Origin of the sequence: Tatumella citrea (assembly GCF_002163585.1) — a bacterium.
Lineage (GTDB): Bacteria > Pseudomonadota > Gammaproteobacteria > Enterobacterales > Enterobacteriaceae > Tatumella > Tatumella citrea.
In genome coordinates this window covers 2,663,989-2,689,437 of record NZ_CP015579.1, presented here as the reverse complement: position 1 = coordinate 2,689,437, position 25,449 = coordinate 2,663,989, and the positions used below count along the sequence as shown (strand labels likewise).

The following is a 25,449-nucleotide window of genomic DNA, read 5'->3' as shown; positions in this document are numbered from 1 at the left end:
GTGTTTAAAAGGCGACAAAATGGCAGATTACAAAATCCCAACCCCGACACATAAACCTGTTCCGAGTGCTGATATTCGCGATGTGGTGTTTGCCGGTGCGAAAGTTGATGAGTGGGTTACCTCTCCCGGATACACATATACAGACCGGTTTGGTAAACAGCATTTGACAGCAGAGGGTATCAATAATCAGTTCCAGCAATTCCTGCTCAACTCTGGTTATGAGTTTCTCGCTGATTATGCCGATGGCCCCATCACTTTCACCAGCCGCAACCAGATAACCGCATACAACGGTGAGTATTATCGCCCGAAAGCTTCTGTATCCCTCCCATACACCACCACCGGTAATACTGTGGCCACATGGTCAACAGACAAAGATAACTTTGTCGTGGTGGGTGATGCGGCGCTGCGGCAGGAGCTGGCAGCGGATGATGGTGAGATTGTTATCGGGAGAATTGGTTATTGCTCTGGTCTTGTTGCAACTGACCCGAAAGCTGAGGGTAAGAAAGTCACAGTTATCGAGTTTGAGAAAGGGAGTTATACTGGTGGTGGAGAGTTTATTTCAAAACTATCAACTCAATTTACTGCTGATTCGGGAAAGGTTTTTGCATCAGCAAATTCTGCTTACGTATGGGTTCGGATTGAATATTTAGCAGGTCAGCCAATTCAGCCTGAATGGTATGGATGCCGTGGCTTGGGGAGTGCATATCCTGATACAGCTAGTTTCATGAAAATGATATCTGGCCTTGAAGATAATGACACCGTCCTACTTGGTATGGGGAGAGAGTATTACAACGATGACCCATATAACACCAGATGGGCTATAACAAAAAACAACATCAGCATTGTTGGTCAGGGATCGACTTTATCCAGAAGGACTATGCTTTCATCTGATGGCTTTGGGATTATCCTAGATGTTCAGTCAGTTACAAAGTTTTATCTTGGCGGGAGATTACATCTGGCAGGAAATGACCCACTCTCCGAAATATACAATACTTCCGGAGTGTCATTAAATAGCGGGGTCAGTTATTCCAATTCACCTGTGCAAACCTTCTGTATTCGTATTGAAAACAGCTCAGATGTTGTAATAGGGGATGGAGTAACCGGGGAAAGAGCGACATATATAGGCTATATAAATGGGTGTACAAGAGTAAGCATTAAAGGATCATATCGTTACTCTGGCCAGGTGTATCCGCTGACAGGTTCTGATTTGTCATTAGGCTCTGCTTTTAAATTTAATAACTCGACGGAGATTAACACAGACATAACAGCAGATAACTGTGCATATTCAGGTGTTGAGCTTGAAGGTTACAATTATAACGGGACCATAAAAGTAAGGTCTAAAAATAACTATCATGCGGCTGCTCATTTATTTACAAGGAATGCGAATTTTACTGTGGATGTATCGGCTGAGGATTGTGTTGTATCAGGGATATTTATTGGTAACCTTTCCCGTGTTATAACTGGCAAGGTTTCTTTCAGAAGTATTAATACTTCCGCTCCAGCTGTATTCATTCAGTGCACTGATACCACTATGCCCGTCACTGATGTTTCCCTTGATATAGTGAGTTATGGGCAAGGAACGGCCCTTACAACTTACGCAACTACAATCGGGAAATATATCTACAATAATAAATTCAATGTCATATCAGAAAGAACGGCAACAACAGGGTCGCATGTTGCTCTTACTTCTGCGTATTACAATGAAATTTCTATACGCGCTATTGGCGGCGCTAGGTGCCTTACATTATCATCAGGAAATTTTAATGATTTCATTCTGAAGCCAACTTACGGGGTGGGAACGGTTTATCAGTCGCCTGGCTGGTATAATAATTTTGATATAACATCAATGACTTCTGAGGGAGCATCTACGGCGACAAGATATGTGTTACGTTATGAGCAAGCCATTGTTGAAGGTTCTCCTTCTGTGACATCCAATAGCCCGGAGTCTATGCTTGCATATAACAGCAAGAAAGATTATGCGACATACCCATCATACCCAAACATTGCTCACGCGACTGCAATACCGACTGCAGTCCCGGTAGGCGGACTGTGGGTAGATACTGACGATGATAATACTGTTAAGTGGAGAGCTTCGTGATGAGTGATGATTTATATGATGAGCTGTTCAGCGGGCGTAAAGCAATTGAGGATGCTTTAGCTGCAACTGCAAAGCAGGCAGCTGAACTGGAAACCGAAGCAGAAGATTATGAAAGAGATCAAAAATAGAAATATAACATTCACTATGCCACTTCATTATAAAATGAAAGTGGCATAAGATATTCTAATTGTAGGGTGGTGCGATAGCAGTAGTTCGTTTTTTTAATATCATTGGCTTTAAAGTTATATATATGAAGCAAAGTGATAAAGTTATTGCAAGCTCACTATAGGTGTTTCTATTTATTCTCTGTGCGATATTAAAGTGAATAAACTGATGGATAAACATTACTGTTAGTGAGCTTTCACCAAATAACAGCACTATCTTGTTGCTTATTGACTTTGATGTTTTCATTATAAATAAAGTGACACTTAGGGCTACAAATAAAGAAATTACAGGAAAACCATACTCGGTGGCCTTTAAATCTATTTTTAAAAATCCTGGTAATAACACCATTGCGATACATGAAATTATGAAGCAGGGGAACACTAACCGCCATGTAAATAATGATTCATTTCTTTTCACCAGGTGACCTGTCAGCATTAATGGTATTGAATACAGGCATACGTCTAAGTCATAGATTATATCTGTTTTTACATAATATGACTCAACATATGATAGTGAGAGCATTATTACAATTGTTGTTATTATGTTTACCGTACTCATTTTAGAAGCGAGGTTTAGCACAATGCTTGATAAAATGAAAACAGGTATAAACCAAAAAACACCAAGTGATCCGGTTAGCCATGCTCCCCCCATTGAGAAGTTGAATGCATATGTTTCAATTTGGGATAATGTCAGGCCACCTCTTGCATAACTGACCAGCGCATCAAAGCATGTAAAAGCTATCCAGTATAAAATATATTGAGAAATTAACTTTGTGTGTTTCTTTAGTTTCAGCCGCCCGTTTGGATTCTGTAGGTAGCCTGATAATATAAAAAAGAAAGGCATGTGGAATGTGAATATTAAATACTTTAAATTTCCAGTTAATATATGACCCGCAACAACTAATATAATAGCTATCCCTTTGGATATATCAATCCATTCAACTCTTTTTTTTATTTCAGATGACATTTTTAGTGTTTTATATTATGGATAAAAAAACCAACATACAGTAATGTAAAGGTTTAGTAAATATTTTGAAATGAAAATATCTATAGTTTGAATGGTAATTGTACAGATTTGATTGTTAATATAATGTTGCAAATAGAATGTGGGTATTCAATTTAACTTAGACGAAGGATTACACCATGGCCTTCCCATCCCCCGCTGCAGACTACACAGAAACACGCCTGACACCGAATCTGGTCATGGGTATCACCGAATCCTCAATCATCGTTCCGACAGATGAGGGCTACGCTGTAGTCGAGCCTGGCATACCGGCAAAAGCGGGGAGGGTGGTTCTGCTCGATCTGGCCGGTCAGCAAAAACTGTTTGCGACAGTCGGCGCTGGCCGGTTTATCACTGACGGCGGAATTATCGAAGGTGAAGCGCTGGACGATGCGCGGGTGATTGGCGTGGTGACGTTTATGGTGAAGAGTTTTGACAGGGCCTAAAATCTGAGGTTGTACCAAATTTTGTACCAACCTGATTTTGGTTGGTTATTATTGTTTTTTAAATCATGCATTTATGATTGACTTCTCATAATCATGGAACAGGAAGGTTGGGGTGACTGCATCATTATTTTTCATCCTAAACCTTCCTGTGCTTTTCTGTTCTGTTATTTAAAATCAGTTTGTTAAGGTATTTTATGCTCAATGAATAACCTTTTTTGTCCCTGGTTTTTCTTAATGATACCTGTTGCAACACACAATACTCTGTACCAAAAGCAGGCCCCCGGATGTACCAACCCCGGGATGATTTCTTAAGTACTTAACTCCGGACAATCTGAGGCCAGTCAGACACCAGCCCGTGCGAGGTTACAGATTCAAATGGGTTTAGTGCAAGGATATCATCTAAAAGGGTTATGGGTTTTTGGTTTCGTTGCAGATATCAGGGGCAGTCTCAGTGAATAAGGCTGAGGCTTCACTCGCCAGCAGAGCAAGTAATCCCGGGAAGCGTTGTTCAATGTCAGAACGTCTTAATTGCGCCGCGCGACTGTTTCCCCGATCCACCTGACGTATCAGGCCACTGTGTCGCAGAATTTTAAAATGGTGGGTGAGAGTCGCTTTACTTACCGGCAGATTAAAAGAGGCGCAGGTACGCTCACTCCCTTCCGGCAGGAGGACTAATTCTCTGATCACTTGTCTGCGTAACGGGTCCGCCAGCGCCTGAAGTAACTCACCTAACTCAATATCTTCCGCTTCTGGATGGCCGTGCTGATCTTTCATGGTGTTTTCCGGGATAAAGGTATGGATATCATCGTACCTATATTGTAAGGTACAGCAAATATCATACCTTTAAGCCACAACACCGACAATCTCCGGGGAGAATAAGCACAATGTCTGATAACCAATTGATCCTGCCGGCAGTGGATGCCGGGGAAACCGGCCCTTATGCTGTGACGGGAAGTGCCATTGCCAGACCAGGGCTTGAAGATGCACTGGAGCAACAGTTGCTGTCACTGGTGGCACCCACCCGCGCTGAACCCGGAGTACTGGCTTATCATGTTCACCGCTCCCGCAGCCAGCGTGAGAAATTTGTGTTTTATGAAGTCTGGGAATCGGCAGAGGCGCTGCAACAACATTTGCAGCAACCCTATATTCAGGCTTTTTTAGCCTCGCGGTTTGAGTGGCTGGACGGGGATATGCAGGTGACATTTTTGAAGATGTCTAGTGACTATCAGTAATTGTCGGGCAGGGCAGCGGTATCTGTACGGTTGTCCTGCGTACGGACGACTGTGAGAAAATGATTCATTTCAACGAATAACATGACAAATCTCCGGGCCATAAAATCATCCCTGCGCTGAGCTTTTCGCAGAAAACCCCCTCCCAGCCATCGGCTACAATACCCCGACAACAGTATATTGTTTTATAACCGGAAGTTTTACAGCAGATCCCGCCATTTGACCTGTTACATTTACTCACAATTGAGAGATGCCAGCTGGGTGAAAATGCCGTAAAAAAGCGGCTAAAACCTGACGATCCACCCTATTTACTGAGGAATTTAGTTTGAAAAGGCGTCTGCTTATTACTTTACCGGGTATGATTTTACTGACATCAACGGCTTTTGCCGATGACACCCTGCCTTTTTCCACGACGCCACCAACACTTGATGCCGCATCCTGGGTGTTAATGGACGCGACTACCGGACAGGTTTTAACATCAAACAACCCTGATGAACGCCGTAACCCTGCCAGTCTGACCAAACTGGTCACCGGCTATGTGGTGGATCGTGCAATTAACCAGAAACGCATTACCCCGGACGATATCGTCACTGTCGGGGAAGATGCGTGGGGTGCAGGTAATCCGGTATTTAAAGGGTCATCTCTGATGTTCCTCAAGCCCGGAGATAAAATCTCAGTACGCGATTTAAGCCGTGGGGTTATTGTTGATTCAGGTAATGATGCCTGTGTGGCTTTGGCCGATTACGTCGCCGGTGGACAACAGAACTTTGTTAAACTGATGAATCAGGTGGTCGCTGATCTGCATCTGCAAAATACCCATTTTGAGACAGTTCACGGGTTAGACGCACCGGGCCAGTACAGTACAGCAAGAGACCTGGGGATTGTTGCGATGGCAATTATCCACGGGGAGCCAGAGTTCTATCACATGTACAGTCAGAAGACGATGACATGGAACGGCATCACTCAGAATAACCGTGTTGGCCTGCTGTGGGATAACAGCCTGCATGTGGATGGTATGAAAACCGGCCACACCGAAACCGCCGGGTTTAATATTATTGCCACCAATGTTATTGGTCAGCATCGCCTGATCGCGGTGGTTATGGGGGCAAAAAGCCCGAAAGACCGTGAAGACTGTGCCCGAAAACTGCTGATCTGGGGCCAGAATAATTTTGATACCGTCCAGCTGTTCCATGCCGGTAAAGCGATCGGTACTGAGAATGTCTGGTACGGCAATCCGCATTCGGTGAATGTCGGTTCAGCCAAAGATGTCTATCTGTCGCTGCCACGTGGTGAGATTAACCAGGTGAAAGCGAAATATGTTATCGATAAAAAAGAGCTGGATGCACCGTTAGCTGCCGATGAACAAGTCGGGGAAATTCAGGTAATGGACAAAGATAAGCAGATTGCCAGCTATCCTCTGGTTGCGCTGCAGGAAGTGAAACAGGGTGGCATCATCACCCGGATCACCGACTACGTTAAGAAAAAACTGTAACCGTTATCTATTACACCGGTCAAACTGGCCGGTGTAATTCAACACCAAAACAGTGTGAAACCTCCAATGTCTGCTATTAAGCTTGGTGCAGAGAATCTTTCAGTCCGTCCGGTAACTGTCAGCTATTTCACTTCATTACTGATTGTCATTGTGGTTCTGCATAGCCATCAACAAAGAAAATCCCTGTCAAAATCCCCGATGACTGTGACGAATTGCCACAGATTTTTTGCCACGAATATGTAAAAATACACCTTCAGATAATGACCGGAAACTCAGAGTGCGTCCCGACAAGCCGATATCCAAACCCGAATTTTGGTTATACCGCCATTACAAGACCGTTCATGGTCTGCGTATTGCCATCTCCTTTGTTTTAACTTTTCTGCTGGTCAGGTTATTTCAGATTCCGGAAGGGAGCTGGCCATTAATCACCCTGGTGGTGGTGATGGGACCGGTTTCTTCCTGGGGGACGGTATTTCCACGTGCGGTGCAGCGTATCATCGGCACGATCGCGGGTTCTGTTTCGGGATTAATTGCCCTGAAAATAGAGCTGATTTCTCTGCCGGCGATGCTGGTGTGGTGTGCCATTGTCATGTTTGTCTGTGGCTATCTGACCCTGGGTAAACGGCCGTATATGGCATTGTTGATTGGCATTACTCTGGGGGTGGTCGTGGGGGCCCCTGCGGGCGATTTCCTGACGGCATTATGGCGCGGCGGCGATGTGATTTTTGGCTCTATCCTGGCTGTGATCTTTACCGGAATCTGGGCCCAACGTGCTTATACATTCTGGCGAATCAGAATGTCAGATGCTCTGATAGCCTCACTAAAGATTTACCACACCGGATTGTCACCTAATTTGCTGGAAAAGCCACGGCTGAATAAACCGATTCAGAAATTACTGACTGAGGTGGTCAAAATGCGCTCGCTGCTGGAACCGGCAAATAAAGAGACCCGTATCCCTAAATCAGTGTATGAAGCCATTCAGACCATTCAACGTAATATGGTCTACACCCTGGAGATGCAGATCAATGCGTGGTGGGCCTCTCGCGAAAGTCATCTGTTACTGCTGAATGCCCCGACGATACGACGGACTCAGGCGCTGACCGAAAACCTGTTTCGCACACTGGCTGAGATGCTGGTCAGCGGCATTCCGGATAATGTTGCTGCCACTGCGGCTGAACTGGAAGAGGTTAACCGTGAGCTAAAATCGCTGCTTTCCAAAGCGGAACATGCGAATGCTGAAGCCGCTCAGGTGTACGGTTATGTATGGTTAAGCCTTGAACTGCACGGCCAGTTGGTCAGAATGAATGATCTGATCCGGATGGTGCTGAGAAAGTAATCGGTGGTCTGAATGTGAATTGCATTTGCTTTGCGCTAAGATAAGGTACTGAAAAGTTTTAGAAGTCACAATAAAGCAGCAGAGACTTCATCTGATTCGATAGATTCTGAAACTCACACGCCTGCCAGAACAGGCGTCAAACTAAGGTGTTATCATGGAAAATGCCAAACAGTCATTCCAGGACGTACTCGAATTTGTACGCATGTTTCGCCGTAAAAATAAGTTACAACGTGAGATCACGGATAATGAGAAGAAAGTCCGTGACAACCAGAAGCGTGTTCTGTTGCTGGATAACCTGAGTGAATATATCAAGCCTGGCATGAGCATTGAGGCAATTCAGGAAATTATTGCCAGCATGCGCAGCGACTATGAAGATCGTGTCGACGAATACATCATCAAAAACGCCGATCTGTCTAAAGAACGTCGTGAAATCTCGAAAAAACTGAAACTGCTGGGTGAACAGAAAGCACCGTCAGTCGACGAAAAGAAATAAACCGACAGTTCAGAATCAGCCCGGCACAATGACCGGGCTTTTTATATCATCAGACAGACGACTGGCGCTGAATCTGATAAACCTGCAAATTCACCCATACTGCATTCAGCAGTGGTACAGGTACTGAATGTGCACGTGCTCTTTCTACCAGATCGCCAATGATTTGGTCTGCTTCAATCTGGAAACCCTGATGCAAATCGCGATACATTGAGGATGTCATCGGAGTGGCCGGATTACTGAGGGTTTGCAGAGTGGTGGCGATGACCGCAGGGCGCTGCTGATAGCCGCAGGCAGTGACTACCGCCAGAACTTCACTGAAAATAGTGTTCAGCAGTGTGTCACCTCCGGCAGACTGCAACACCTGCTGGGTATTACCACGCGACAGACAGGTAACTGCGCCCAGGGTGCTCAGCAACAGCCATTTTTCCCACAGATCACTTTGTACTGACAGTGATAATTTGTTATCAAATCCGCAATCGGTAAATACCTGATTAATCTTCTGAATCCTGACTGAATCACCGCCATCTAACTCACCAAAGATTAACTGGCTGAGTGCAGACATCTGGAGAACTTCGCCCTCATCATTTAGCGTAGAGTGAATCTTACACAGGCCACCAATCACCTTGTCTTCACCAAATGTCTCACGCAGCGTGGTGATGTGCTTCATACCGTTGAGAATCGGCAGTATGACAGTGTCTTTGCCCACAGCCGGAGTAATATCCCGGATAGCGCCAGCCAGACCAAAACTTTTTACGGTCAGAATAATCAGGTCATAAGGGGCGGTAATTTCATCTGCGACTACAATCTGTGGCCGGAGAGAGAAGGTGCCGGAGTGTGCATGAACGACCAGCCCGTTTTCTCTGAGTTTTTCTGCTCGCTTCTCACGTACCAGAAATGTGACATCACGGCCATGACGCGCCAGACTTGCGCCATAAAACCCGCCGGTAGAGCCAGCGCCAACAACCAGAATCCGCATTACTCGTCTCCCATCCATTCAGAATTAAGACTTCTACCTTAAAAGGCTGCAGCCGGAAACACCAGTCACTATAGTTAAAAAATTATGTCAAATTCAGCCTGTTGGCCCGGGGTGGCATGAATGAGTGACAAAAAAGCCACCCGCCAGCAGAATGTTGCTGCTGCAGGCCTAAAAAAGCCATTTATCCCTGACAGGAAACCCCGTTAATATAGGGGGAATAGTAGAGAATACAGGAATAAAGATCATGGAGAAGTCGCCACCACTGCTCGAATTAAGCAATATCTGCTTTCGGGCGGGTAATACACCGATACTTAATGACATTTCACTCTCTCTCCGGCCCGGGGAGTTTACTCTGATTACCGGTCCCTCCGGATGCGGCAAAAGTACCTTATTGAAAATTGCCTCCTCGCTGATCTCTGCCGACAGCGGAAATATTCGTTTTGACGGTAAATCTATCGACAGTTATTCCCCGGAGGAGTACCGGCGCCAGGTTTCCTATTGTGCTCAGACACCTGCGTTGTTTGGTGAGACGGTGGAGGATAATCTGAGTTTTCCGTGGCAGTTGCGACAAAAGAAAGCCGATGCACAGCAACTTAAGCAGGATCTGCAACGGCTGGCACTGCCGGAAAACTTGCTTTCTAAACCGGTGACCGAACTTTCTGGCGGTGAAAAACAACGGGTTTCACTGCTGCGTAACCTGCAGTTTTTACCCAGGGTTCTGCTGCTGGATGAAATTACCAGCGCACTGGATGACAGTAATAAACGCCGGGTGAACGATTTGATTCATCAGTATGTCAGAGAGAAAAATCTTGGCGTGCTCTGGGTAACCCACGATCGCAACGAAATCAATCATGCGGATAATGTGATTACTCTGACCGCCAACCAGCCCCGGGAAACCACTAATGAACCAGCATAATATTACCAACAGCTCGCTGTTAATGTCCCTTGGTCTGGTATTGCTGGCCATTATCATCAGTCACCGGGAAAAGCTTTCACTGGAAAAAGATATCATCTGGAGCATCGGTCGGGCTGTCGTGCAGTTAGTGATTGTCGGTTATGTTCTCAAATATATCTTCGATGTGAATAATGCTTTACTGACGATACTGATGGTGTTGTTTATCTGTGTAAACGCGGCGCTGAATGCCAAAAAGCGTAGTAAATATATCGACAGGGCATTTGTAATGTCATTTATCGCTATCACCAGCGGGGCAGTACTGACACTGATCGTGCTGGTGGGTACCGGATCTATTGAGTTTTTACCGATGCAGGTGATCCCAATTTCCGGCATGATCGCCGGCAACGGTATGATTGCGGTGGGACTTTGTTATAACAACCTCGGTCAGCGTTTCAGTTCTCATCAGCAACAGATCCAGGAGATGCTGAGTCTGGGAGCGACACCTAAACAGGCCTCGGCGCAATTGCTGCGGGAAAGCATTCGTTCATCGTTGATTCCAACCGTAGATTCAGCAAAAACTGTTGGTCTGGTTAGCTTACCGGGAATGATGTCAGGATTGATTTTCGCGGGGATCGATCCGGTCAAAGCGATAAAATATCAGATTATGGTCACCTTTATGACACTCTCCACCGCCAGTATTTCGACAATTATTGCCGGGTATCTGGCCTGTCGCCGTTTTTATAACGACCGGCATCAACTGGTGATTAAGAACGCAAAATAACCCTTCTGCCGGCAGAACACTGAGCTCTGCCGGCAGCGGAATAATCAGCCCGGGTTAGAGAATCGAATAATGCCAGGTGAGCAGTAAAATATTCTGGTCCTGACTATGGGTGCCACTGATATTGCTGCGATACGTCACATTCTTCCAGCTGACCGTCATATCCTTACTGACAGATTCCGGTAACCGGTAACTTAAGCCCAACGTTCGTACCCACTCATTCTGATAGCCGGTTTTGCTGCTGACCATGGCGTGATAGCCATAAACATAGCTGCTGTTAAAACTTAATCCCCGGGCTCCAAGCCGGCTCAAATCCAGGTTATAACGCACTATCCATGCACGTTCATGTGCTGTTTTAAATTTTGACAGAGGGGATTCGCTAAGAAGCCCTGTGCTGCCCCCCGTGGTATCTGTGGATACACCATCAATGCTCTGACCAGGATCGAGGTAAGGAAAACCTCCGGTTCCGGTGAGTTGCTGGTAGCCGGCACCCAGACTGTTACCGGCAATCCGGTAGGTCAGCATGCCACCCAGTGCATTGTTATCGGCATTTCCACCGTAGCGTTCACCATCATTACGGCTGAGAAAATAGCGGGTATCTGCAGTTAACACCCCGCGACCTAACGGGGAAGAGGCCACTGCGCCAAAGAAGTGCTGCTGATAAAAATTGTTCAGCCGCGCATAGTAATAACTCAGTGCCAGCGCATTTATCGGCGTGTACCGGCCTCCGGCATAAGAAAAACCGGAGGAACTGCCGGTCGCTTTGCCTGTGGATTTGAGTGGCTGATAGTGGGTCTGGTTTCTGCCCTGAACCCTGTCGATAAAACCGGCATCGAGTGTCAGGTGACTGATATCTTCTGAATGCAGCGTGTAGCCGCGATAAAATGCCGGAAACAAACGTCCTGCATTGGTGTGAATCACCGGCAGATTGAGTTGCTGATATCCTGCTCTCGCCACGGTGCGGTGAATTTTGGCTTTGGCTGCAAAACGAGCGCTGCCAAAAGTTGCAGGAGCACTGTTATCACTGTGTTGTGGAAACAGACCGGTATTGATGTTGTTACCGGTCGGGCCATACAGTTTAGTCCCCAGCATACCAACGGCATCAACACCGAATCCCAGCGTTCCGGGGGTATAACCGGACTTCCCGGTCAGGATTAGCCCTTCGCCCAGTTGTTTGCCCACCGGCTGGCTGGTGTGTGAAGTACCACTGTCATTATTGTAATACATTGTTCGGCTATCGAGCGTCAGATGACTGTCGCTTAATAAGTCGGCCATTGCTGATAACGGTAATGTGCTGAGGATAAATGTCAGGAACGGAGAGAGTTTTGGTTTAGTCATAACAATAAAACCTGCTAACAGACAGCGTTGAGGCATATCTGGTGCAGAACGGTTTAAATCCGTGCTGGTTTAGCAGGTGAAGCCTTTAACGGATAACGGTAATGATAATTATTGTCATTTTTATTAAACGTAAGCTCAATAGCCGTCCGTTATTACTCTTTTTGATTACGATTGTTTACAAATCAGGCAGCGGAGGAATGGAACCTTTCTCAATATCTCTGATCATTGAGCGAATTCTAAACGCTGAAGGCCTGGCATCACTGCTCATAAATTCTGTCACATTAAGCCAGATAATCTGCTGAGGATTGAATCCCTGGTGATAAAACTGCCAGCGTAGTCCGGGAGCGCAAATCAGAAAATCCACATTCTGTGCCAGCAGAAGTTCAATATCTGACTCTGAATTATCTACAGTCAGCTGCACATCGGGGCTGTGTGGTTGTAGTGCAAGGCTCAATGCAGACATAAACTTTTCTGTCAGGGAAAATGGGAAATAGCCACGTTGCAGGGGGGAGCGGCCGGGGAGTGGCGAGGGGGAATGAATGAAAACCACGCGGTATTGTGACATAGCTTAATTCCTGTAAAAGATGGAAGGGCCGGCAACGGCGGAAACGGGTAACTCACAGCCGCAGTACCCTGTCAGGTCTTTGATTCATTTTACTTATTTCCCGGGCGCGCAATTTTCCACAGATGCTTTTTTAAACCAGTATTCAGATACACACAGAACATTGCGAAATCATGTCCGGGAACAACCAGAAACATAGCCTGTAGCGGCAACAGATGTATTACCCGGTGTTGTTAAACAACCGCAGAATATCTCATTGCCTGGTCACCAGGCCGGTGGTAGTCTTCCAGGACTAAAACCGGATAAGTCACCCTACTATGCCCCTTATATCAAACCCGTCGCCGCAAGAGATCAAAAGGATCAGAGAAAGTCTTGGTCTGGGACGTAGTGAATTTGCCAATGTACTCGGTATGTCTGCCAGCGGCGAACGCACGGTCCGTGGCTGGGAATCGGGTGAACACATCCCGTCGGCCGGAAAATGGAAGGCGATACAAAGCCTTGAAGCCAGGCTGAAAAAGCATCACCTGGAAGCACCCTTTCGTCAGGGACCCAAACAACAGAGCCGGTTCACATTTATTGATTTGTTTGCCGGAGTAGGCGGTATTCGTCTGCCATTCCAGCGATTGGGTGGACACTGCGTATTCACCTCTGAATGGGATAAATTTGCTCAGAAAACCTACCTGGCAAATTATGGTGAAATGCCGGTGGGTGATATCACCCGGGTCAATGCACAGGATATTGCTGATCATGATGTATTGCTGGGAGGATTTCCCTGCCAGGCATTTTCACTGGCAGGGCTCAGGCAAGGGTTCAGTGATACCCGTGGAACCATGTTTTTTGAAATACAGCGTATTCTGGCCGAAAAACGTCCCAAAGCCTTTTTGCTGGAAAATGTAAAACAGCTGCAGGGGCACGATAAAGGCCGCACTCTGAAAACCATTATCGGAATTTTGCAAGGTACGCATGGCGGGGCTATCCCCGACGATGTCCCGATGAGCGATGAAGCGCGCAGAGCGCTGTCCGGTAAGCTTAACTACTGGGTCGATTTTAAAGTGTTAAGGGCAGGAGATTTTGGGGCACCTCAAAACAGGGAACGGGTTTACATCGTTGGTTTTGATAAAGATTATTTCTCCGGAGTGAATTTCGATCAGGTTTTCAGCTGGCCGGAAGCTCCCTGTACGCCGACCCGGGTCGGGGATATCTTGTTGACGCCAGAAGAACTGTCACAGCAAATTGCGGCCAGGGGAAAAGATGCATACACACTGTCAGACAAATTGTGGGTCGGTCATCAGAAACGGCTGGCTTCTCATAAACAACGAGGCAATGGCTTCGGTTATTCGTTATTTAATGCCGACAGTGAGTACACCAATACCCTCAGTGCCCGTTACTATAAAGATGGTTCGGAAATTCTGATTGACCAGAGTGATGCAGGGAAAAATCCTCGCAAGCTCACTCCGGTAGAATGTGCACGGTTACAGGGTTTTCCTGATAATTTTATCGTTGATGCGGTATCACACGGACAGATCTACAAGCAATTTGGCAATTCAGTCTGTATGAAGGTAATTGACGCACTGGCCGGGCAACTGACCGAAGCATTGCAAAATGCGGAACAACTGCGCCGCTAGTAATTGCGGGCGGCAGACTGCCGCCCGACAGGTGGATTAGTCTGTGACTGGCAAAGTTTCTCCATTACGCGGAGAACGCGTTAACGTAGCAGAAGATGTCAGACGCTTTTCCGGTTGCAGCATCAGCATGGCTACCATACTGAACAGCGCCACTCCTGCGGTCACGCTGAACATCGAGTTGTATCCATAATTTTGTGCCATCCATCCGGATAAGATCGGTGAAATAATTGACGCAATATTTGCTATAGCCAGCGTCATTCCGCTGTAGGTACCTACTGTCGCTTTCGGTGTGACATCAATCACCACTGACCAGTAGACATTATTCACCATGGCATTAAGTGCGTTACCGGCGGTCATCAGGGCAATCACACTGGCGGGAGAGTCTACCCAGGGAATGGCCATAAAACAGCCTGCGGTAAGTAACAGAGCGATGGCAGCAAACAGGTTGCGCGCCAGGCGGAGGTTGCCAAAACGGCGTAACAGGGTATCAGAGATACGTCCTCCTAACAGCACGGTAAAGCAGGCGCCACTCCACGGAATCATCGCAACGTACCAAAGAGAGTGCAGGTCGTAATGGAAGTTGTCCTGTAAATACTTCGGCAACCAGCTGGCCAGCGTAAAGGTGATATACAGGAAGCTGAAGTATCCCAGCGCGTTACAGACCAGAGTTCGGTGGGTGAAAAACTTCCACCATGGCAGCGGTTTTTCTCCGCTGGCCTCAGCCTTTTGCCCGTTGGTGATTAGCGCCAGTTCCTGTGGATTTACCCGGGGGTGCAACTGAGGAGTATCGGTAAAGGTGCGGGCAAACAGCAGCATCGCCAGCAATGAAAAAATTCCCAGTACGATAAACATAATTCGCCAGTCATGGGTCAGAAGCAGCAAACCCACCGCGACCGGAGCGGTGAGCAATGCCCCAACCTGAGTACTGACCAGCCCGATGCTTAAGGCAAATCCCCGCTCGTTATCGGGTGCCCAACCGGCAATAGTTTTATTCATCAGTGCATAAGCCGGGCCTTCAGAGAAACCAAACAGAATACGTAATGCCGCGAAGCCAAGAATGGCTGACCCGCCAAACAGGGCGACCCCCAGCTCTCCGGCCCAGGCGGTGCCAATTTCCAGTATCGACCAGGCAATTCCTGCCCATAACCAAATTTTTCGGGTGCCGAAACGGTCGGCAAAATAACCGCCACACAATGAACCAAACAAATACCCAAAACCGAAATATCCCAGAACCGCACCCAATTGTACTTTGTCCAGATGATATTCCTGTGCGATGGCATTGGCCGAGAAGGAGAGTGCGCCACGGTCGATGTAATTGATCAGCGCTATCAGGAACAGCAGAGAAAAAACGTAGTAACGCACAGATGTCGCTTTCATAAGTTGGCTCCGTAGCTTTATCACCAGTTGGATCAAGCAAATTTGGTGCCACTCATAATTATGAGGGTAATAATTACTCACTAAACTATTCGTCAGAAAGATCGGAAGAAAGCGAGGACGGATAGATATAACTATGATATTTCACCATTTTTAATGATGTGACAGCGTCACAAATGGCGGTTTGCATAGGGGGGTGAAAATAGCTGCGAATCCCTCTTCACAATAACTTCGCAGTATCATACCAGCACTTGTGTTGAAGATTTGGCGGGCTGATGCTCAGACCGGAGCAATAATTTACCAACCATTGATGATATTTTTCTCTTAAAATCATAAGGATGGTTTTTCAGGCACCAGACGGCTTAACTCTGCCCCTTCAGGGTGCGTCCGGGCTACAGGGATAATATTGCCCGCGGAGCAGGGAAATATTTTGCCGGGAAAAATCTTCCCGGCAGTCAGACGTTGTTAGTGATTATCTGGCGGAGGAGTGCCGAACACCGGCATTCCCTGGTTATCCCACTCCAGTGTTTTCAGCCTGGTGTGGCGGTTAGGGTCATATAACGGGTCACCCTCAATTTCCGTATAATTTCTGGCGTGATAAACCAGTACCGTTTCTCCGGATTCGGTTTCGGTAAAACTGTTATGTCCCGGGCCAAACTGTTTATTTTGCAGGCTGGTGGTGAACACCGGCTGCGGCAATTTATGCCAGTTACTGATCTGTAACGGATCCGCATCAATAGCAATCCACAGCAGACCCAGACAGTAATTCTGGTCTGTGGCGCTGGCGGAATAACTGACAAACAGTCGTCCGCCCTGTTTAATCACCGCCGGCCCTTCGTTAACCAGGAAACCCCTGCATTCCCAGTCATATTCTGGGCGTGACAGCATTAAAGGGATGCCGCGCAGCGTCCAGGGGTTTTCCATTTCCGACAAATAAAGGTTCGAATTTCCGGCGATCTCCGGAGCTTTTTGCGCCCACAAATACCATTGTTTACCCTGATGATGAAAGGTCGTGGCATCGAGTGCGAAGGTGTCATACGGAGTAGATACCTGGCCTTTTTCGATCCACTGACCGGTCAGTGGATCGTCGCCCTGACATTCCAGGACAAACATACGGTGCTGGAACATATTATCCCGTAACTGACGGGTCGGCGCAGCAGCAAAATAGAGATACCATTTGCCGTTGACCAGGTGCAGCTCAGGTGCCCAGATGAGTTCACTCATTGGCCCGTTATCAGGTTTGCGCCAAACCACCACTGCTGGAGCAGAAGGTAAATCTTCCAGCCGGTCAGCTTTGCGTATTTCCAGCCGGTCATATTCCGGTACCGAGGCTACAAAGTAGTAGTGCTGCTGGTGGCGGATAATAAACGGATCTGCGCGTTGTTCTATAAACGGATTTGGCCAGTTCTGCATGACAGCTCCTTTAATTTCCTGGCAGTATTTGCGGACGTACGTTAGTTATCGTCTGACGCTCACGATGTTCCGCTTTTACCTGACGATAAAGATCAGCAATACCGGAATAATTCCTTCTGCGTTTTTCCAGATCCGACTGGATCTGCTTCATCAGGCTGCGGTCAACTTTCAACAGTCTGACGACACCGGCGGTCAGCAGGTAACCGAATGCGGGGATCAGTGTAAATAGCAGCACAATACCGGCTAACGCCTGAGGTGACTGAGTTGTGGCACTGGCGTTATAGCCGTAATGTGACAGCAGGAAGGCGACCAGTGCTCCGGCAATAGCCAGACCGCATTTCAGGAAGAAAATATTGCCGGAAAAACTGATTCCAGTCAGACGCTTACCGGTCTTCCATTCGCCGTAATCATCCACATCGGCCATCAGCGACCAGTGCAGCGGAGAAGGGATCTGGTGCAGAATATTCAGTAAAAAATAGAGGCAGGTCACCAGGACTACCGCCTGCGGGTTAACAAACCAGAATCCGGCTGAAAACAAGGCAAGTACGATATTGGTCCAGAAAAATACTTTCAGTTTGCACCAGCGATCGGTCAGTGGTCCTGCCAGCATACTGCCAATCATCATTCCGACCACCCCGAGGCTGATAAAGAAGGTGGCGAATCCGGCACTTTGTTGCATAACCCTTGTCACGTAATACATCACCGCGGCCATACGGATAAAGCCCGGACAGACATTACATAGCGTCAGCAGCAACATTCTGATCCACTGGTCGTTCTTCCAGACATTACGCAGATCTTTACGCCAGGCATCGTGTGAAGGTACCGCTGCATGGATACGTTCTTTAACGTTAAAAAAGCAAAAGAAAAACAGGCACATGCCGATTACCGATAACACCACCATGGCTGACTGGTAGCCTCTGGCTTTATTTCCACCACCAAACCACTCTGTCATGGGTAGCAGTGACAAGGTTAGTAACAGGGTGGCTACGCCGACCATCACAAACCGCCAGGACTGACAAGCCACCCGTTCAACCGGATCATTGGTGATAACTCCTCCCAGTGAACAGTAAGGAATATTCACCATGGTGTAGGTCATCGACATCAGGGCATAGGTGGCGAAGGCATAAATAACTTTAGCCTGATAACTCCAGTCCGGAGTGGTGAACATCAGAATACTGGCGATGGCAAAAGGAACCGCGCCCCACAGCAACCACGGTCTGAAACGGCCCCAACGGGTTACTGTCCGGTCAGCAATGACTCCCATGATAGGATCTGCCACTGCATCGAGGATCCGCACTGACAACAGTAATATCCCGACCATCGCAGGGGATAACCCGAACACGTCGGTGTAGAAGAAACTGACAAACAGCATGATGGTGCCAAAAATAATGTTACATCCCGCGTCGCCGGAGGCATAACCTATTTTTTCCCGCAGAGAGAGTGCTGAGGTTGACATGGGGTTTATCCTTTTCCTGACCATCCCCGACAAAAGTTCGTGACTGCAGGCTGTCTGCCTGTCAGGGAAAACGGCAGCTAAGCATCAGGTCTACCGGTCACCGGCACTACGGCCTGGCGTGACCATCGAACCGATGATTAACCATACCCTCAGCCGCAGGCAGCTAATCTGGAAGTTATCGCTTAGTCTATGGATAAAACAGCTACGGCAGTCAGGGATGTGAAGAGGATCAACTTTCCAGGCAGCCGCCATTCACGGGACTGACCTTCCGGGCGGGGTAACAGAGGCAGATTTTGAAACGCAGTAATATGGAAAAAATCTCAGCAATGCAGGGTGGTCAGTGCACTCCGGTGTGGCTTTTCGCTGCTGCCAGGCAAGACGTGTCAGGTAAGCGCAGCACCGGACTGCGCATGTCACATATGAATAAAGTCCCCGGGCCGGACAATTGCCAGTCGTGGTTACGAATCCGTCGAAAAATCACTCCCGCCAGACAAAATTTAACCGAGAACTCTGAGAGGTTCTCCGTTAAGCCAGGCCTGGATATCTTCAATCGCCTGCCCAAAAAAGGTGTGATAATTAGTATCGCTGACATAGCCAAGATGCGGGGTGGCCAGCAGATTCCGGGTAGTACGGTAAACCGATCCGGCAGCCAGAGGTTCCTGCTCAAAAACATCAATAGCCGCAGCGGCGATATCGCCGTTTTCCAGTGCCCTCACCAGTGCACCTTCAGCGATTAATTCAGCGCGCGAGGTATTAATCAACAGCGCGGTTTTTTTCATCTGCTGCAAATCAGAATAACTAATAATGCCGTGGCTACGTGGTGAGCTGACCAGATGCAGAGTGATAACATCGGCCAGTTGCAAAATTTCCCTTTTAGATGCCACAAATGTAACACCCTGCTGTTGGGCCTGAGCTTCGGTCAGATTACTGCTCCAGGCGTACACTTCCATGCCGAAAGCCTGCGCATAGCGGGCAATAAGCTTACCGGTTTTCCCCAGACCAATAATCCCTAACTTTTTGCCCTGCAGAGTCATCCCCACAGTGCTTTGCCAGGGACCATTCGCCGCTAATGCCGATGATTCACTGCAAATCTGCCGTGACAGCGCCAGTAATAATCCCCATGCCAGTTCGGCAGGCGGCACGCTGCTGCTTTCGGTACCACACACGGTTATTCCCAACTCTGTAGCCGCGGCGATATCGATTGCCGCATTTCGCATCCCACTGGTCACTATCAGTTTTAGTGACGGGAGCTGGCTGAGCAGTTGCCGGGCGATAGCGGTGCGTTCGCGCATCACTACCAGGATGGTCGCATCTTTCAGCACTTCGATTTGTTGATCAAGGCTGCTGAGTGGTGAGTGAAGAGTATGGATGCTGATACTTTGCGGCAGTTTTGACCAGTCGGCCATTTTTTCAGCAACAGACTGATAATCATCAAGGATAAAACATTTATACGGTTGCATAGCCTGTCCTTCCTGTTGATGTAAACACCGCCGGATGCTCGTCAGGTAACGAAACTATTGCTCCGGCTATTTTGCATCATGATCGTAACAGATTCTCAGGATCATCCATTAAATCAATGTAATAACCCAGAATATATCCTCTATTAACTACAAATTACGCTTCCAGGTAAGACATATGTTTTTAAAGTGTTAAAGGAATGGTAACAAAGTATGTTGTTGCACTATGTGAACCTATGTTGTACTTGGTACACTCCTGCACTGAGCTATGACCGTGAACCGCGACTTTTGTTCTGCAGCAAGTGAATGCCTTGCTGCAGAGCAAATCCTGAAAGCCTGCCTTTCTGCAAATAACCTCCGGTATTGGTTGCTCAGATATTCCCCGACGCTATCCGGCAGCAGATCGCTACTGTGAGCCGGTTTTAAGGAACTGATAATGAAAGAAAATTCTCAACCGCCGGCAGCATCGCGGCGAAAATTTTTACAGACAGCCCTGGCCATTATTCCTTCTACCGCTCTGGCCACCAGTGTCGTGCCTGCTGCTCTGGCGGCCGAACAGACCAAAAATCCCACCCGTGATTATGTGCCGGTCTTTTTTAAAGACGATGAGTGGCGGTTTATTATCGCGGCCACCGATGTGCTGATCCCGGGGGATGAATATGGCCCTGGCGCCGTGAGTGAAGGAGTTCCGGTGTTTATCGACCGGCAGATGGAAATGCCTTATGGCTACGGTCAGTTGTGGTACATGAAACCGCCTTTTCAGGAAGGATCTCCACTGCTGGGTTACCAGAAAAACCTGACTCCACGGGATATCTATCGACGGGGGATCGCCGCCCTGAATAAAGCCTGCCAGACCACTTATCAGCATCCGTTCGCCTCACTGGCGACAGCAGATAAAGTTCAGGTAATGGAAGATTTGGAATCCGGAAAGCTGGTGACCGAAGACGTTGACGGCAAACTGTTTTTTGCACAGTTACTGGAAAATACCAAAGAAGGATACCTTGCCGATCCGATTCACGGGGGCAATCAGACAATGGCCTCCTGGAAAATGATTGGTTTCCCTGGCGCCCGCGCCGATTACGTTCAGGTCATGGATAATCCCGGAAAACCTTATCTTCCGGGCCCGGTCAGTATTTCCGGTAAATATGGTGCTTAATAATGACAATTAAAAAAGATCCGGTAGATGTAGTTATTGTTGGTTTTGGCTGGACAGGCTCTGTGATGGCAATGGAACTGGCCGAAACCGGCCTGAAAATTGTTGCACTGGAACGTGGTGAACAGCGGGATACCTATCCTGATTTTGCCTATCCACGAATTGTGGATGAGCTGACTTACGGTGTCCGGTTAAAACTATTCCAGAACCTGTCTAACGAAACGGTGACGGTGCGTCATGCACCGGGCGATCTGGCTCTGCCTTATCGGAAAATGGGGTCTTTCCTGCCAGGTGACGGGGTAGGCGGCGCAGGTGTTCACTGGAATGGCCTGCTGTGGCGCCCTCTGGAAACCGATCTGCGACTGAAATCAACGATCACCGAAAAGTACGGAGCCGCGTTTATTCCACAGGACATGACGTTACAGGATTATCCGTTTACCTATGCTGAAATGGAGCCGTTCTTTACCCGTTTTGAAAAAATCTGTGGTGCTTCCGGCCAGGCCGGCAATATTAACGGTGAAATTCAGCAGGGGGGTAACCCGTTTGAAGCCCCGCGCAGTGGTGCCTATCCGACCAGCGCCCTGAAAAGCCAGTATTCCGGAGAACTGTTTGGCAAAGTCGCCAAAGAGCATGGTTATAGTCCGTTCCCGGGGCCTGCGGCAATCTGTACCGAATCGTATCAGAATCCGTACGGGGTCCAGTTAGGGGTGTGTAACTACTGCGGTTTCTGTGAGCGTTTTGGTTGTTTCAACTACTCGAAAGCTTCTCCGCAAACCTGTGTTATCCCTGCGTTGCGCCAGCATACTAATTTTGAATTGCGCACTCATTCTCATGTAATTCGTGTTAACAAAGACAGCACAGGGAAAAAAGCGACCGGAGTTACCTATATTGATGCCAATGGCCAGGAAGTGGAGCAACCGGCGGCCCTGGTGGTCCTCGGAGCGTTCCAGCTGCACAATGTTCGTCTGCTGTTGCTGTCAGGGATAGGTCAGCCGTATGACCCTCGTACCGGCGAAGGTGTGGTCGGCCGAAATTATGCCTACCAGGTCAATGGTGGTGTGAAATTGTTTTATGACAAAGACCAGTATTTTAATAATTTTGCCGCGACCGGGTGCTCAGGAACCTATATCGATAACTTTAACGGTGAGAATTTCGACCACTCCTCACTCGGGTTTATTGGTGGAGGCACTATTTCCGCACATGCCACCGGCGGCCGTCCTATTCAGCAGACAGAACTGCCTTCCGGCAGCCCTAAATGGGGTACCGGCTGGAAAAAAGCGATGAAAGATAATTATCTGCACAGTATGAGTGTTGGTTCAGCTTCCTCAGTGATGCCTTATAAGCAGTGTTATCTGGATCTGGATCCTACCTATACCGACGGCTACGGTTTGCCTTTGCTGAGAATGACGTTTGACTGGCAGGAGAATGATCTGCGTGTGACACAGTTTGTTGCCGGTAAAACCGAGGAACTGGTCAAAGCGCTAAAACCTCGCAGTTATGATATGGGATTCAAGAAGCTCAATACTCACTATGATGTCCGTCCTTATCAGTCCACGCATACCACCGGCGGTGCGGTGATGGGGGATAACCCTCGTACCAGTGTAGTGAATAAATATCTGCAAAGCTGGGATGTGCCAAATGTGTTTGTCCTTGGTGCCTGCTGCTTCCCGCAGAATATTGCCTACAACCCCACCGGCATCGTAGGGGCAACCACACTGTTTGCCGCGCATGCGATTAAAACTCAGTATCTCCGTAACCCGGGACCACTGGTACAGGCCTGAAGGAACTGACAATATGAAAAAAATAACATTATTGTACTCAGCCGTGCTGGCGGGTCTGCTGGGCTGTACCGTGGCACAGGCTGATGACAGTGGCGGACAACTGGTCGCCCGGGGAGAATATCTGGCGACTGCGGGAGATTGTGTGGCCTGCCATACCGCCAGCGGTCCGGCTTTTACCGGAGGGTTGAAAATGACCACTCCGGTCGGCGCTATCTATTCGACCAATATTACCCCGGATAAACAGACCGGAATTGGTGATTACACCTATGATGACTTTGCCCGCGCATTACGCCAGGGTATTGCCCGCGATGGCCGTCATCTGTATCCGGCAATGCCTTATACGGAATATGCGAAGGTCAATGATGACGATATGCATGCCCTGTATGCATACTTTATGCATGGTGTTACCGCGGTACATCAGCCAAATAAACCGTCAGATATTCCCTGGCCGTTAAATATGCGCTGGCCACTGGCGGTCTGGAATAAGTTGTTCCTCGACAATACTCCGTTCAAAAACGACCCGGCACAAAGTGCTGAGTGGAACCGTGGGGCTTACCTGGTCCAGGGGCTTGAGCACTGTGGTGCCTGTCATACACCGCGTGGTATTGCATTTCAGGAAAAGGCTTCAGATGAGAAGGGAGCTGACTTCTTAACCGGTGGAACACTGGAAGGCTGGCATGCGCCGGATCTGACCGGAAATGTAAAATCCGGATTAGGGCGCTGGAGCACCGGGGATTTGCAGACGTTCCTGAAAACCGGGCGCAATGACCAGAGCGCGGCATTTGGTTCGATGAGTGAAGCCATCGGGCACAGTACCCAGCACCTGACCGATGCGGATTTACATGCTATGGCGGTCTATATTAAATCGCTAAAATCTTCTGATCCAGAGGCACAGCCTCCGGCGACCACCGACAGCACTACGGCGGCGTTAATCAGAGGAGATCTGAGCCAGACCGGTGCGGAAGAATATATGGATAACTGTGCAGCCTGCCACCGTCTGGATGGCAAAGGGTATGCCAAAACCTTCCCGACACTGGCCGGTAACCCGGTATTACTGAGTGATGATCCTTCCTCACTGATTAGCATTGTCCTGACAGGCGGAAAGATGCCGGTGACTCAGCAATCGGTGACCGGACTGACCATGCCTGATTTCGGCTGGCGGCTCAGTGACCAGCAGGTCGCTGATGTGGTCAGCTTTATCCGCAGCAGTTGGGGTAATAATGCCGGTAAAGTAGAGGCTAAGCAGGTAGCAGACATTCGCAAGCTAATGCCGGTACCGAATCAGGCAGATAATCCGCAGGTAAAGGCCGAAAAGCCGGATCCCGCTAAGAAATAGACCTTCCCGGGCTGCGGTCTGCAGCCCTTTTTTCCTGTTTTGCAACACGATTTCAGCCTCCGCCCGGCAAGCCACAACACATCACTGTCCAGTCTTGCTGATTCAGAAAGTGTTACTTAAATTAGATGCTGCTCATTGTTTTACACGGTAAACTTGTGCAGTTAAATAATTTGAGATCGTAACATATGGGAAACGAAGGTGTTATCGCGGTAGAAAAAGCGCTGGCATTACTGGATTGCTTCAGACCGGGCGAAGAACTGCTGTCACTGAGCGTATTAGCCAGACTGAGCGGTTACCATAAAACCACGGTCTACCGTTTAATGAATTCTCTGGAGAGAATGAACTACGTTATCCGCAGGGATGACGGGCTTTATTCACTGGGTCCAAGATTGCTTTATCTTGGCCGTTTATACGAAAACTCCTTCCAGTTACGGGCGCTGGTTCAGCCGGCATTGCAGCAACTGGCTACAGAGGCCGGCGAAAGTGCTTCCTGGTATGTTCTGGATAACCAGCAAAGGCTTTGTCTGTTCCGTGCAGAACCGACCGTGGGTCTGAGAGAAACGCGTTTGCCAGGCAGTTACCTGCCACTGGATGATACTTCTATCGGTAAAACGCTACGTTACTGGGGTCTGAATGAACCCCTGTTCGAGCAGCCACCCGAACTGCCGCTGTTTAGCTCCGGGATGCGCGATCCTCATACTGCCGCCTGCTGTGTGCCGATTTTTGGTGCAGATCATCAGTTTCTGGCAGCACTGACCGTCACCGGGCCTGCTTCACGGTTAACTGAACAACAGGTACATGATGTCGTCGGGCCAGTGTTACAGAGGGTTGCTGCTGAGCTGACCCGGCAACTGGGCGGCTCCCGCTAATCTGCCACCTGCAGGAGATCCTCCTGCAGGCCATACTTCTCTGATACCTTCCGGTTTTATCCCGCATTTTCAGCCCTGCTGCTCCTGAATAACATCCTGGCCTGACCTGGTAGTGTCGTTATTTCGCTTGTTATATCTCATATTGAGATATATATTTATTTTACGTTCTCTTTGT

Annotated in this window: 23 protein-coding genes; 14 read left to right on the top strand and 9 right to left on the bottom strand. The window is 48.3% G+C overall.

From position 1 onward, the window contains the following. Positions 1 to 19 precede the first annotated feature (19 nt). Both A7K98_RS12800 and A7K98_RS21665 read left to right on the top strand, forming a co-directional pair. Complete coding sequence (locus tag A7K98_RS12800; protein ID WP_087488912.1) at positions 20 to 2,098, top strand: hypothetical protein; 2,079 nt, start codon at positions 20 to 22, stop codon at positions 2,096 to 2,098. Beyond that, the gene (locus tag A7K98_RS21665) at positions 2,098 to 2,226 is read left to right on the top strand and encodes a hypothetical protein (protein ID WP_257789950.1); all 129 of its coding nucleotides are present in this window, start codon (positions 2,098 to 2,100) and stop codon (positions 2,224 to 2,226) included. Before A7K98_RS12800 ends, A7K98_RS21665 begins: the two co-directional genes overlap by 1 nt. 55 nt (positions 2,227 to 2,281) lie before the next feature. On the opposite strand, the gene A7K98_RS12795 is transcribed toward A7K98_RS21665, so the two are convergent. Then, positions 2,282 to 3,229 (bottom strand): acyltransferase family protein, encoded by a 948-nt coding sequence (locus tag A7K98_RS12795; protein WP_087488911.1) that lies wholly within the window; start codon positions 3,227 to 3,229, stop codon positions 2,282 to 2,284. Positions 3,230 to 3,405: 176 nt separating this feature from the next. On the opposite strand from A7K98_RS12795, the gene A7K98_RS12790 reads away from it, so the two are divergent. Next, entirely contained in the window at positions 3,406 to 3,711 is a 306-nt protein-coding gene (locus tag A7K98_RS12790; RefSeq protein ID WP_087488910.1) for a hypothetical protein, read from the top strand. 408 nt (positions 3,712 to 4,119) lie between these two features. On the opposite strand, the gene A7K98_RS12785 is transcribed toward A7K98_RS12790, so the two are convergent. Further along, entirely contained in the window at positions 4,120 to 4,485 is a 366-nt protein-coding gene (locus A7K98_RS12785; RefSeq protein ID WP_087488909.1) for an ArsR/SmtB family transcription factor, read from the bottom strand. A gap of 110 nt (positions 4,486 to 4,595) precedes the next feature. Between A7K98_RS12785 and A7K98_RS12780 the strand changes: the two genes are divergently transcribed. From A7K98_RS12780 to A7K98_RS12765, 4 genes are all read left to right on the top strand, one after another. Further along, a complete protein-coding gene (locus tag A7K98_RS12780; protein WP_087488908.1) occupies positions 4,596 to 4,943 on the top strand; it encodes a putative quinol monooxygenase in 348 nt (115 codons plus the stop codon). A gap of 322 nt (positions 4,944 to 5,265) precedes the next feature. Further along, positions 5,266 to 6,432: a serine-type D-Ala-D-Ala carboxypeptidase DacD gene (gene dacD, locus A7K98_RS12775; RefSeq protein WP_087488907.1), complete on the top strand. Its 1,167-nt coding sequence runs from the start codon at positions 5,266 to 5,268 to the stop codon at positions 6,430 to 6,432. 277 nt (positions 6,433 to 6,709) lie between these two features. Continuing rightward, the gene (locus A7K98_RS12770) at positions 6,710 to 7,768 is read left to right on the top strand and encodes an FUSC family protein (RefSeq protein ID WP_087488906.1); all 1,059 of its coding nucleotides are present in this window, start codon (positions 6,710 to 6,712) and stop codon (positions 7,766 to 7,768) included. A gap of 154 nt (positions 7,769 to 7,922) precedes the next feature. After that, a complete protein-coding gene (locus A7K98_RS12765) occupies positions 7,923 to 8,261 on the top strand; it encodes a DUF496 family protein (RefSeq protein ID WP_087488905.1) in 339 nt (112 codons plus the stop codon). A 49-nt stretch (positions 8,262 to 8,310) separates the two neighbouring features. Here A7K98_RS12765 and A7K98_RS12760 read toward each other — a convergent pair whose 3' ends face one another. Continuing rightward, on the bottom strand, positions 8,311 to 9,237 hold the full coding sequence (locus A7K98_RS12760; RefSeq protein WP_087488904.1) for a ketopantoate reductase family protein: 927 nt from the start codon (positions 9,235 to 9,237) through the stop codon (positions 8,311 to 8,313). Between the two features lie 244 nt (positions 9,238 to 9,481). Here A7K98_RS12760 and fetA point away from each other — a divergent pair, with 244 nt between their 5' ends. Next, positions 9,482 to 10,153 (top strand): iron efflux ABC transporter ATP-binding subunit FetA, encoded by a 672-nt coding sequence (gene fetA / locus A7K98_RS12755; RefSeq protein WP_087488903.1) that lies wholly within the window; start codon positions 9,482 to 9,484, stop codon positions 10,151 to 10,153. Then, the gene (fetB, locus tag A7K98_RS12750; protein ID WP_087488902.1) at positions 10,140 to 10,913 is read left to right on the top strand and encodes an iron efflux ABC transporter permease subunit FetB; all 774 of its coding nucleotides are present in this window, start codon (positions 10,140 to 10,142) and stop codon (positions 10,911 to 10,913) included. Before fetA ends, fetB begins: the two co-directional genes overlap by 14 nt. A gap of 54 nt (positions 10,914 to 10,967) precedes the next feature. Here the strand turns inward: fetB and A7K98_RS12745 are convergent, their stop codons facing one another. After that, a complete protein-coding gene (locus tag A7K98_RS12745) occupies positions 10,968 to 12,248 on the bottom strand; it encodes an OprD family outer membrane porin (protein WP_157665949.1) in 1,281 nt (426 codons plus the stop codon). 175 nt (positions 12,249 to 12,423) lie between these two features. Continuing rightward, positions 12,424 to 12,813, bottom strand: coding sequence for a hypothetical protein (locus tag A7K98_RS12740; protein ID WP_087488900.1), 390 nt, complete (start codon positions 12,811 to 12,813; stop codon positions 12,424 to 12,426). Between the two features lie 314 nt (positions 12,814 to 13,127). Between A7K98_RS12740 and dcm the strand changes: the two genes are divergently transcribed. Continuing rightward, entirely contained in the window at positions 13,128 to 14,435 is a 1,308-nt protein-coding gene (gene dcm, locus A7K98_RS12735) for a DNA (cytosine-5-)-methyltransferase (RefSeq protein WP_087488899.1), read from the top strand. Positions 14,436 to 14,471: 36 nt separating this feature from the next. Here dcm and A7K98_RS12730 read toward each other — a convergent pair whose 3' ends face one another. The 4 genes from A7K98_RS12730 to A7K98_RS12715 form a co-directional block, all read right to left on the bottom strand. Then, on the bottom strand, positions 14,472 to 15,812 hold the full coding sequence (locus A7K98_RS12730) for an MFS transporter (RefSeq protein WP_087488898.1): 1,341 nt from the start codon (positions 15,810 to 15,812) through the stop codon (positions 14,472 to 14,474). Positions 15,813 to 16,274: 462 nt separating this feature from the next. Then, on the bottom strand, positions 16,275 to 17,222 hold the full coding sequence (locus tag A7K98_RS12725; protein ID WP_087488897.1) for a glycoside hydrolase family 43 protein: 948 nt from the start codon (positions 17,220 to 17,222) through the stop codon (positions 16,275 to 16,277). Positions 17,223 to 17,232: 10 nt separating this feature from the next. Beyond that, the gene (locus A7K98_RS12720; RefSeq protein WP_087488896.1) at positions 17,233 to 18,678 is read right to left on the bottom strand and encodes a glycoside-pentoside-hexuronide (GPH):cation symporter; all 1,446 of its coding nucleotides are present in this window, start codon (positions 18,676 to 18,678) and stop codon (positions 17,233 to 17,235) included. Between the two features lie 497 nt (positions 18,679 to 19,175). Next, the gene (locus A7K98_RS12715) at positions 19,176 to 20,138 is read right to left on the bottom strand and encodes a D-2-hydroxyacid dehydrogenase family protein (RefSeq protein ID WP_087488895.1); all 963 of its coding nucleotides are present in this window, start codon (positions 20,136 to 20,138) and stop codon (positions 19,176 to 19,178) included. Between the two features lie 433 nt (positions 20,139 to 20,571). Here A7K98_RS12715 and A7K98_RS12710 point away from each other — a divergent pair, with 433 nt between their 5' ends. The 4 genes from A7K98_RS12710 (at position 20,572) to A7K98_RS12695 (ending at position 25,274) form a co-directional block, all read left to right on the top strand. After that, positions 20,572 to 21,291 (top strand): gluconate 2-dehydrogenase subunit 3 family protein, encoded by a 720-nt coding sequence (locus A7K98_RS12710; protein ID WP_087488894.1) that lies wholly within the window; start codon positions 20,572 to 20,574, stop codon positions 21,289 to 21,291. 2 nt (positions 21,292 to 21,293) lie between these two features. Then, positions 21,294 to 23,069, top strand: coding sequence for a GMC family oxidoreductase (locus A7K98_RS12705; RefSeq protein WP_087488893.1), 1,776 nt, complete (start codon positions 21,294 to 21,296; stop codon positions 23,067 to 23,069). 13 nt (positions 23,070 to 23,082) lie between these two features. Beyond that, positions 23,083 to 24,405: a c-type cytochrome gene (locus A7K98_RS12700; RefSeq protein ID WP_087488892.1), complete on the top strand. Its 1,323-nt coding sequence runs from the start codon at positions 23,083 to 23,085 to the stop codon at positions 24,403 to 24,405. Positions 24,406 to 24,590: 185 nt separating this feature from the next. Beyond that, entirely contained in the window at positions 24,591 to 25,274 is a 684-nt protein-coding gene (locus A7K98_RS12695; protein ID WP_087488891.1) for an IclR family transcriptional regulator, read from the top strand. The last annotated feature ends 175 nt before the right edge of the window (positions 25,275 to 25,449 follow it).

Coding starts and splice junctions, on each gene's coding strand:
- A7K98_RS12800 (WP_087488912.1), top strand. CDS start 20: ATGGCAGATTACAAAATCCCAACCCCGACACATAAACCTGTTCCGAGT.
- A7K98_RS21665 (WP_257789950.1), top strand. CDS start 2,098: ATGAGTGATGATTTATATGATGAGCTGTTCAGCGGGCGTAAAGCAATT.
- A7K98_RS12795 (WP_087488911.1), bottom strand. CDS start 3,229: ATGTCATCTGAAATAAAAAAAAGAGTTGAATGGATTGATATATCCAAA.
- A7K98_RS12790 (WP_087488910.1), top strand. CDS start 3,406: ATGGCCTTCCCATCCCCCGCTGCAGACTACACAGAAACACGCCTGACA.
- A7K98_RS12785 (WP_087488909.1), bottom strand. CDS start 4,485: ATGAAAGATCAGCACGGCCATCCAGAAGCGGAAGATATTGAGTTAGGT.
- A7K98_RS12780 (WP_087488908.1), top strand. CDS start 4,596: ATGTCTGATAACCAATTGATCCTGCCGGCAGTGGATGCCGGGGAAACC.
- A7K98_RS12765 (WP_087488905.1), top strand. CDS start 7,923: ATGGAAAATGCCAAACAGTCATTCCAGGACGTACTCGAATTTGTACGC.
- A7K98_RS12760 (WP_087488904.1), bottom strand. CDS start 9,237: ATGCGGATTCTGGTTGTTGGCGCTGGCTCTACCGGCGGGTTTTATGGC.
- fetA (WP_087488903.1), top strand. CDS start 9,482: ATGGAGAAGTCGCCACCACTGCTCGAATTAAGCAATATCTGCTTTCGG.
- fetB (WP_087488902.1), top strand. CDS start 10,140: ATGAACCAGCATAATATTACCAACAGCTCGCTGTTAATGTCCCTTGGT.
- A7K98_RS12745 (WP_157665949.1), bottom strand. CDS start 12,248: ATGACTAAACCAAAACTCTCTCCGTTCCTGACATTTATCCTCAGCACA.
- A7K98_RS12740 (WP_087488900.1), bottom strand. CDS start 12,813: ATGTCACAATACCGCGTGGTTTTCATTCATTCCCCCTCGCCACTCCCC.
- dcm (WP_087488899.1), top strand. CDS start 13,128: ATGCCCCTTATATCAAACCCGTCGCCGCAAGAGATCAAAAGGATCAGA.
- A7K98_RS12730 (WP_087488898.1), bottom strand. CDS start 15,812: ATGAAAGCGACATCTGTGCGTTACTACGTTTTTTCTCTGCTGTTCCTG.
- A7K98_RS12725 (WP_087488897.1), bottom strand. CDS start 17,222: ATGCAGAACTGGCCAAATCCGTTTATAGAACAACGCGCAGATCCGTTT.
- A7K98_RS12720 (WP_087488896.1), bottom strand. CDS start 18,678: ATGTCAACCTCAGCACTCTCTCTGCGGGAAAAAATAGGTTATGCCTCC.
- A7K98_RS12715 (WP_087488895.1), bottom strand. CDS start 20,138: ATGCAACCGTATAAATGTTTTATCCTTGATGATTATCAGTCTGTTGCT.
- A7K98_RS12710 (WP_087488894.1), top strand. CDS start 20,572: ATGAAAGAAAATTCTCAACCGCCGGCAGCATCGCGGCGAAAATTTTTA.
- A7K98_RS12705 (WP_087488893.1), top strand. CDS start 21,294: ATGACAATTAAAAAAGATCCGGTAGATGTAGTTATTGTTGGTTTTGGC.
- A7K98_RS12700 (WP_087488892.1), top strand. CDS start 23,083: ATGAAAAAAATAACATTATTGTACTCAGCCGTGCTGGCGGGTCTGCTG.
- A7K98_RS12695 (WP_087488891.1), top strand. CDS start 24,591: ATGGGAAACGAAGGTGTTATCGCGGTAGAAAAAGCGCTGGCATTACTG.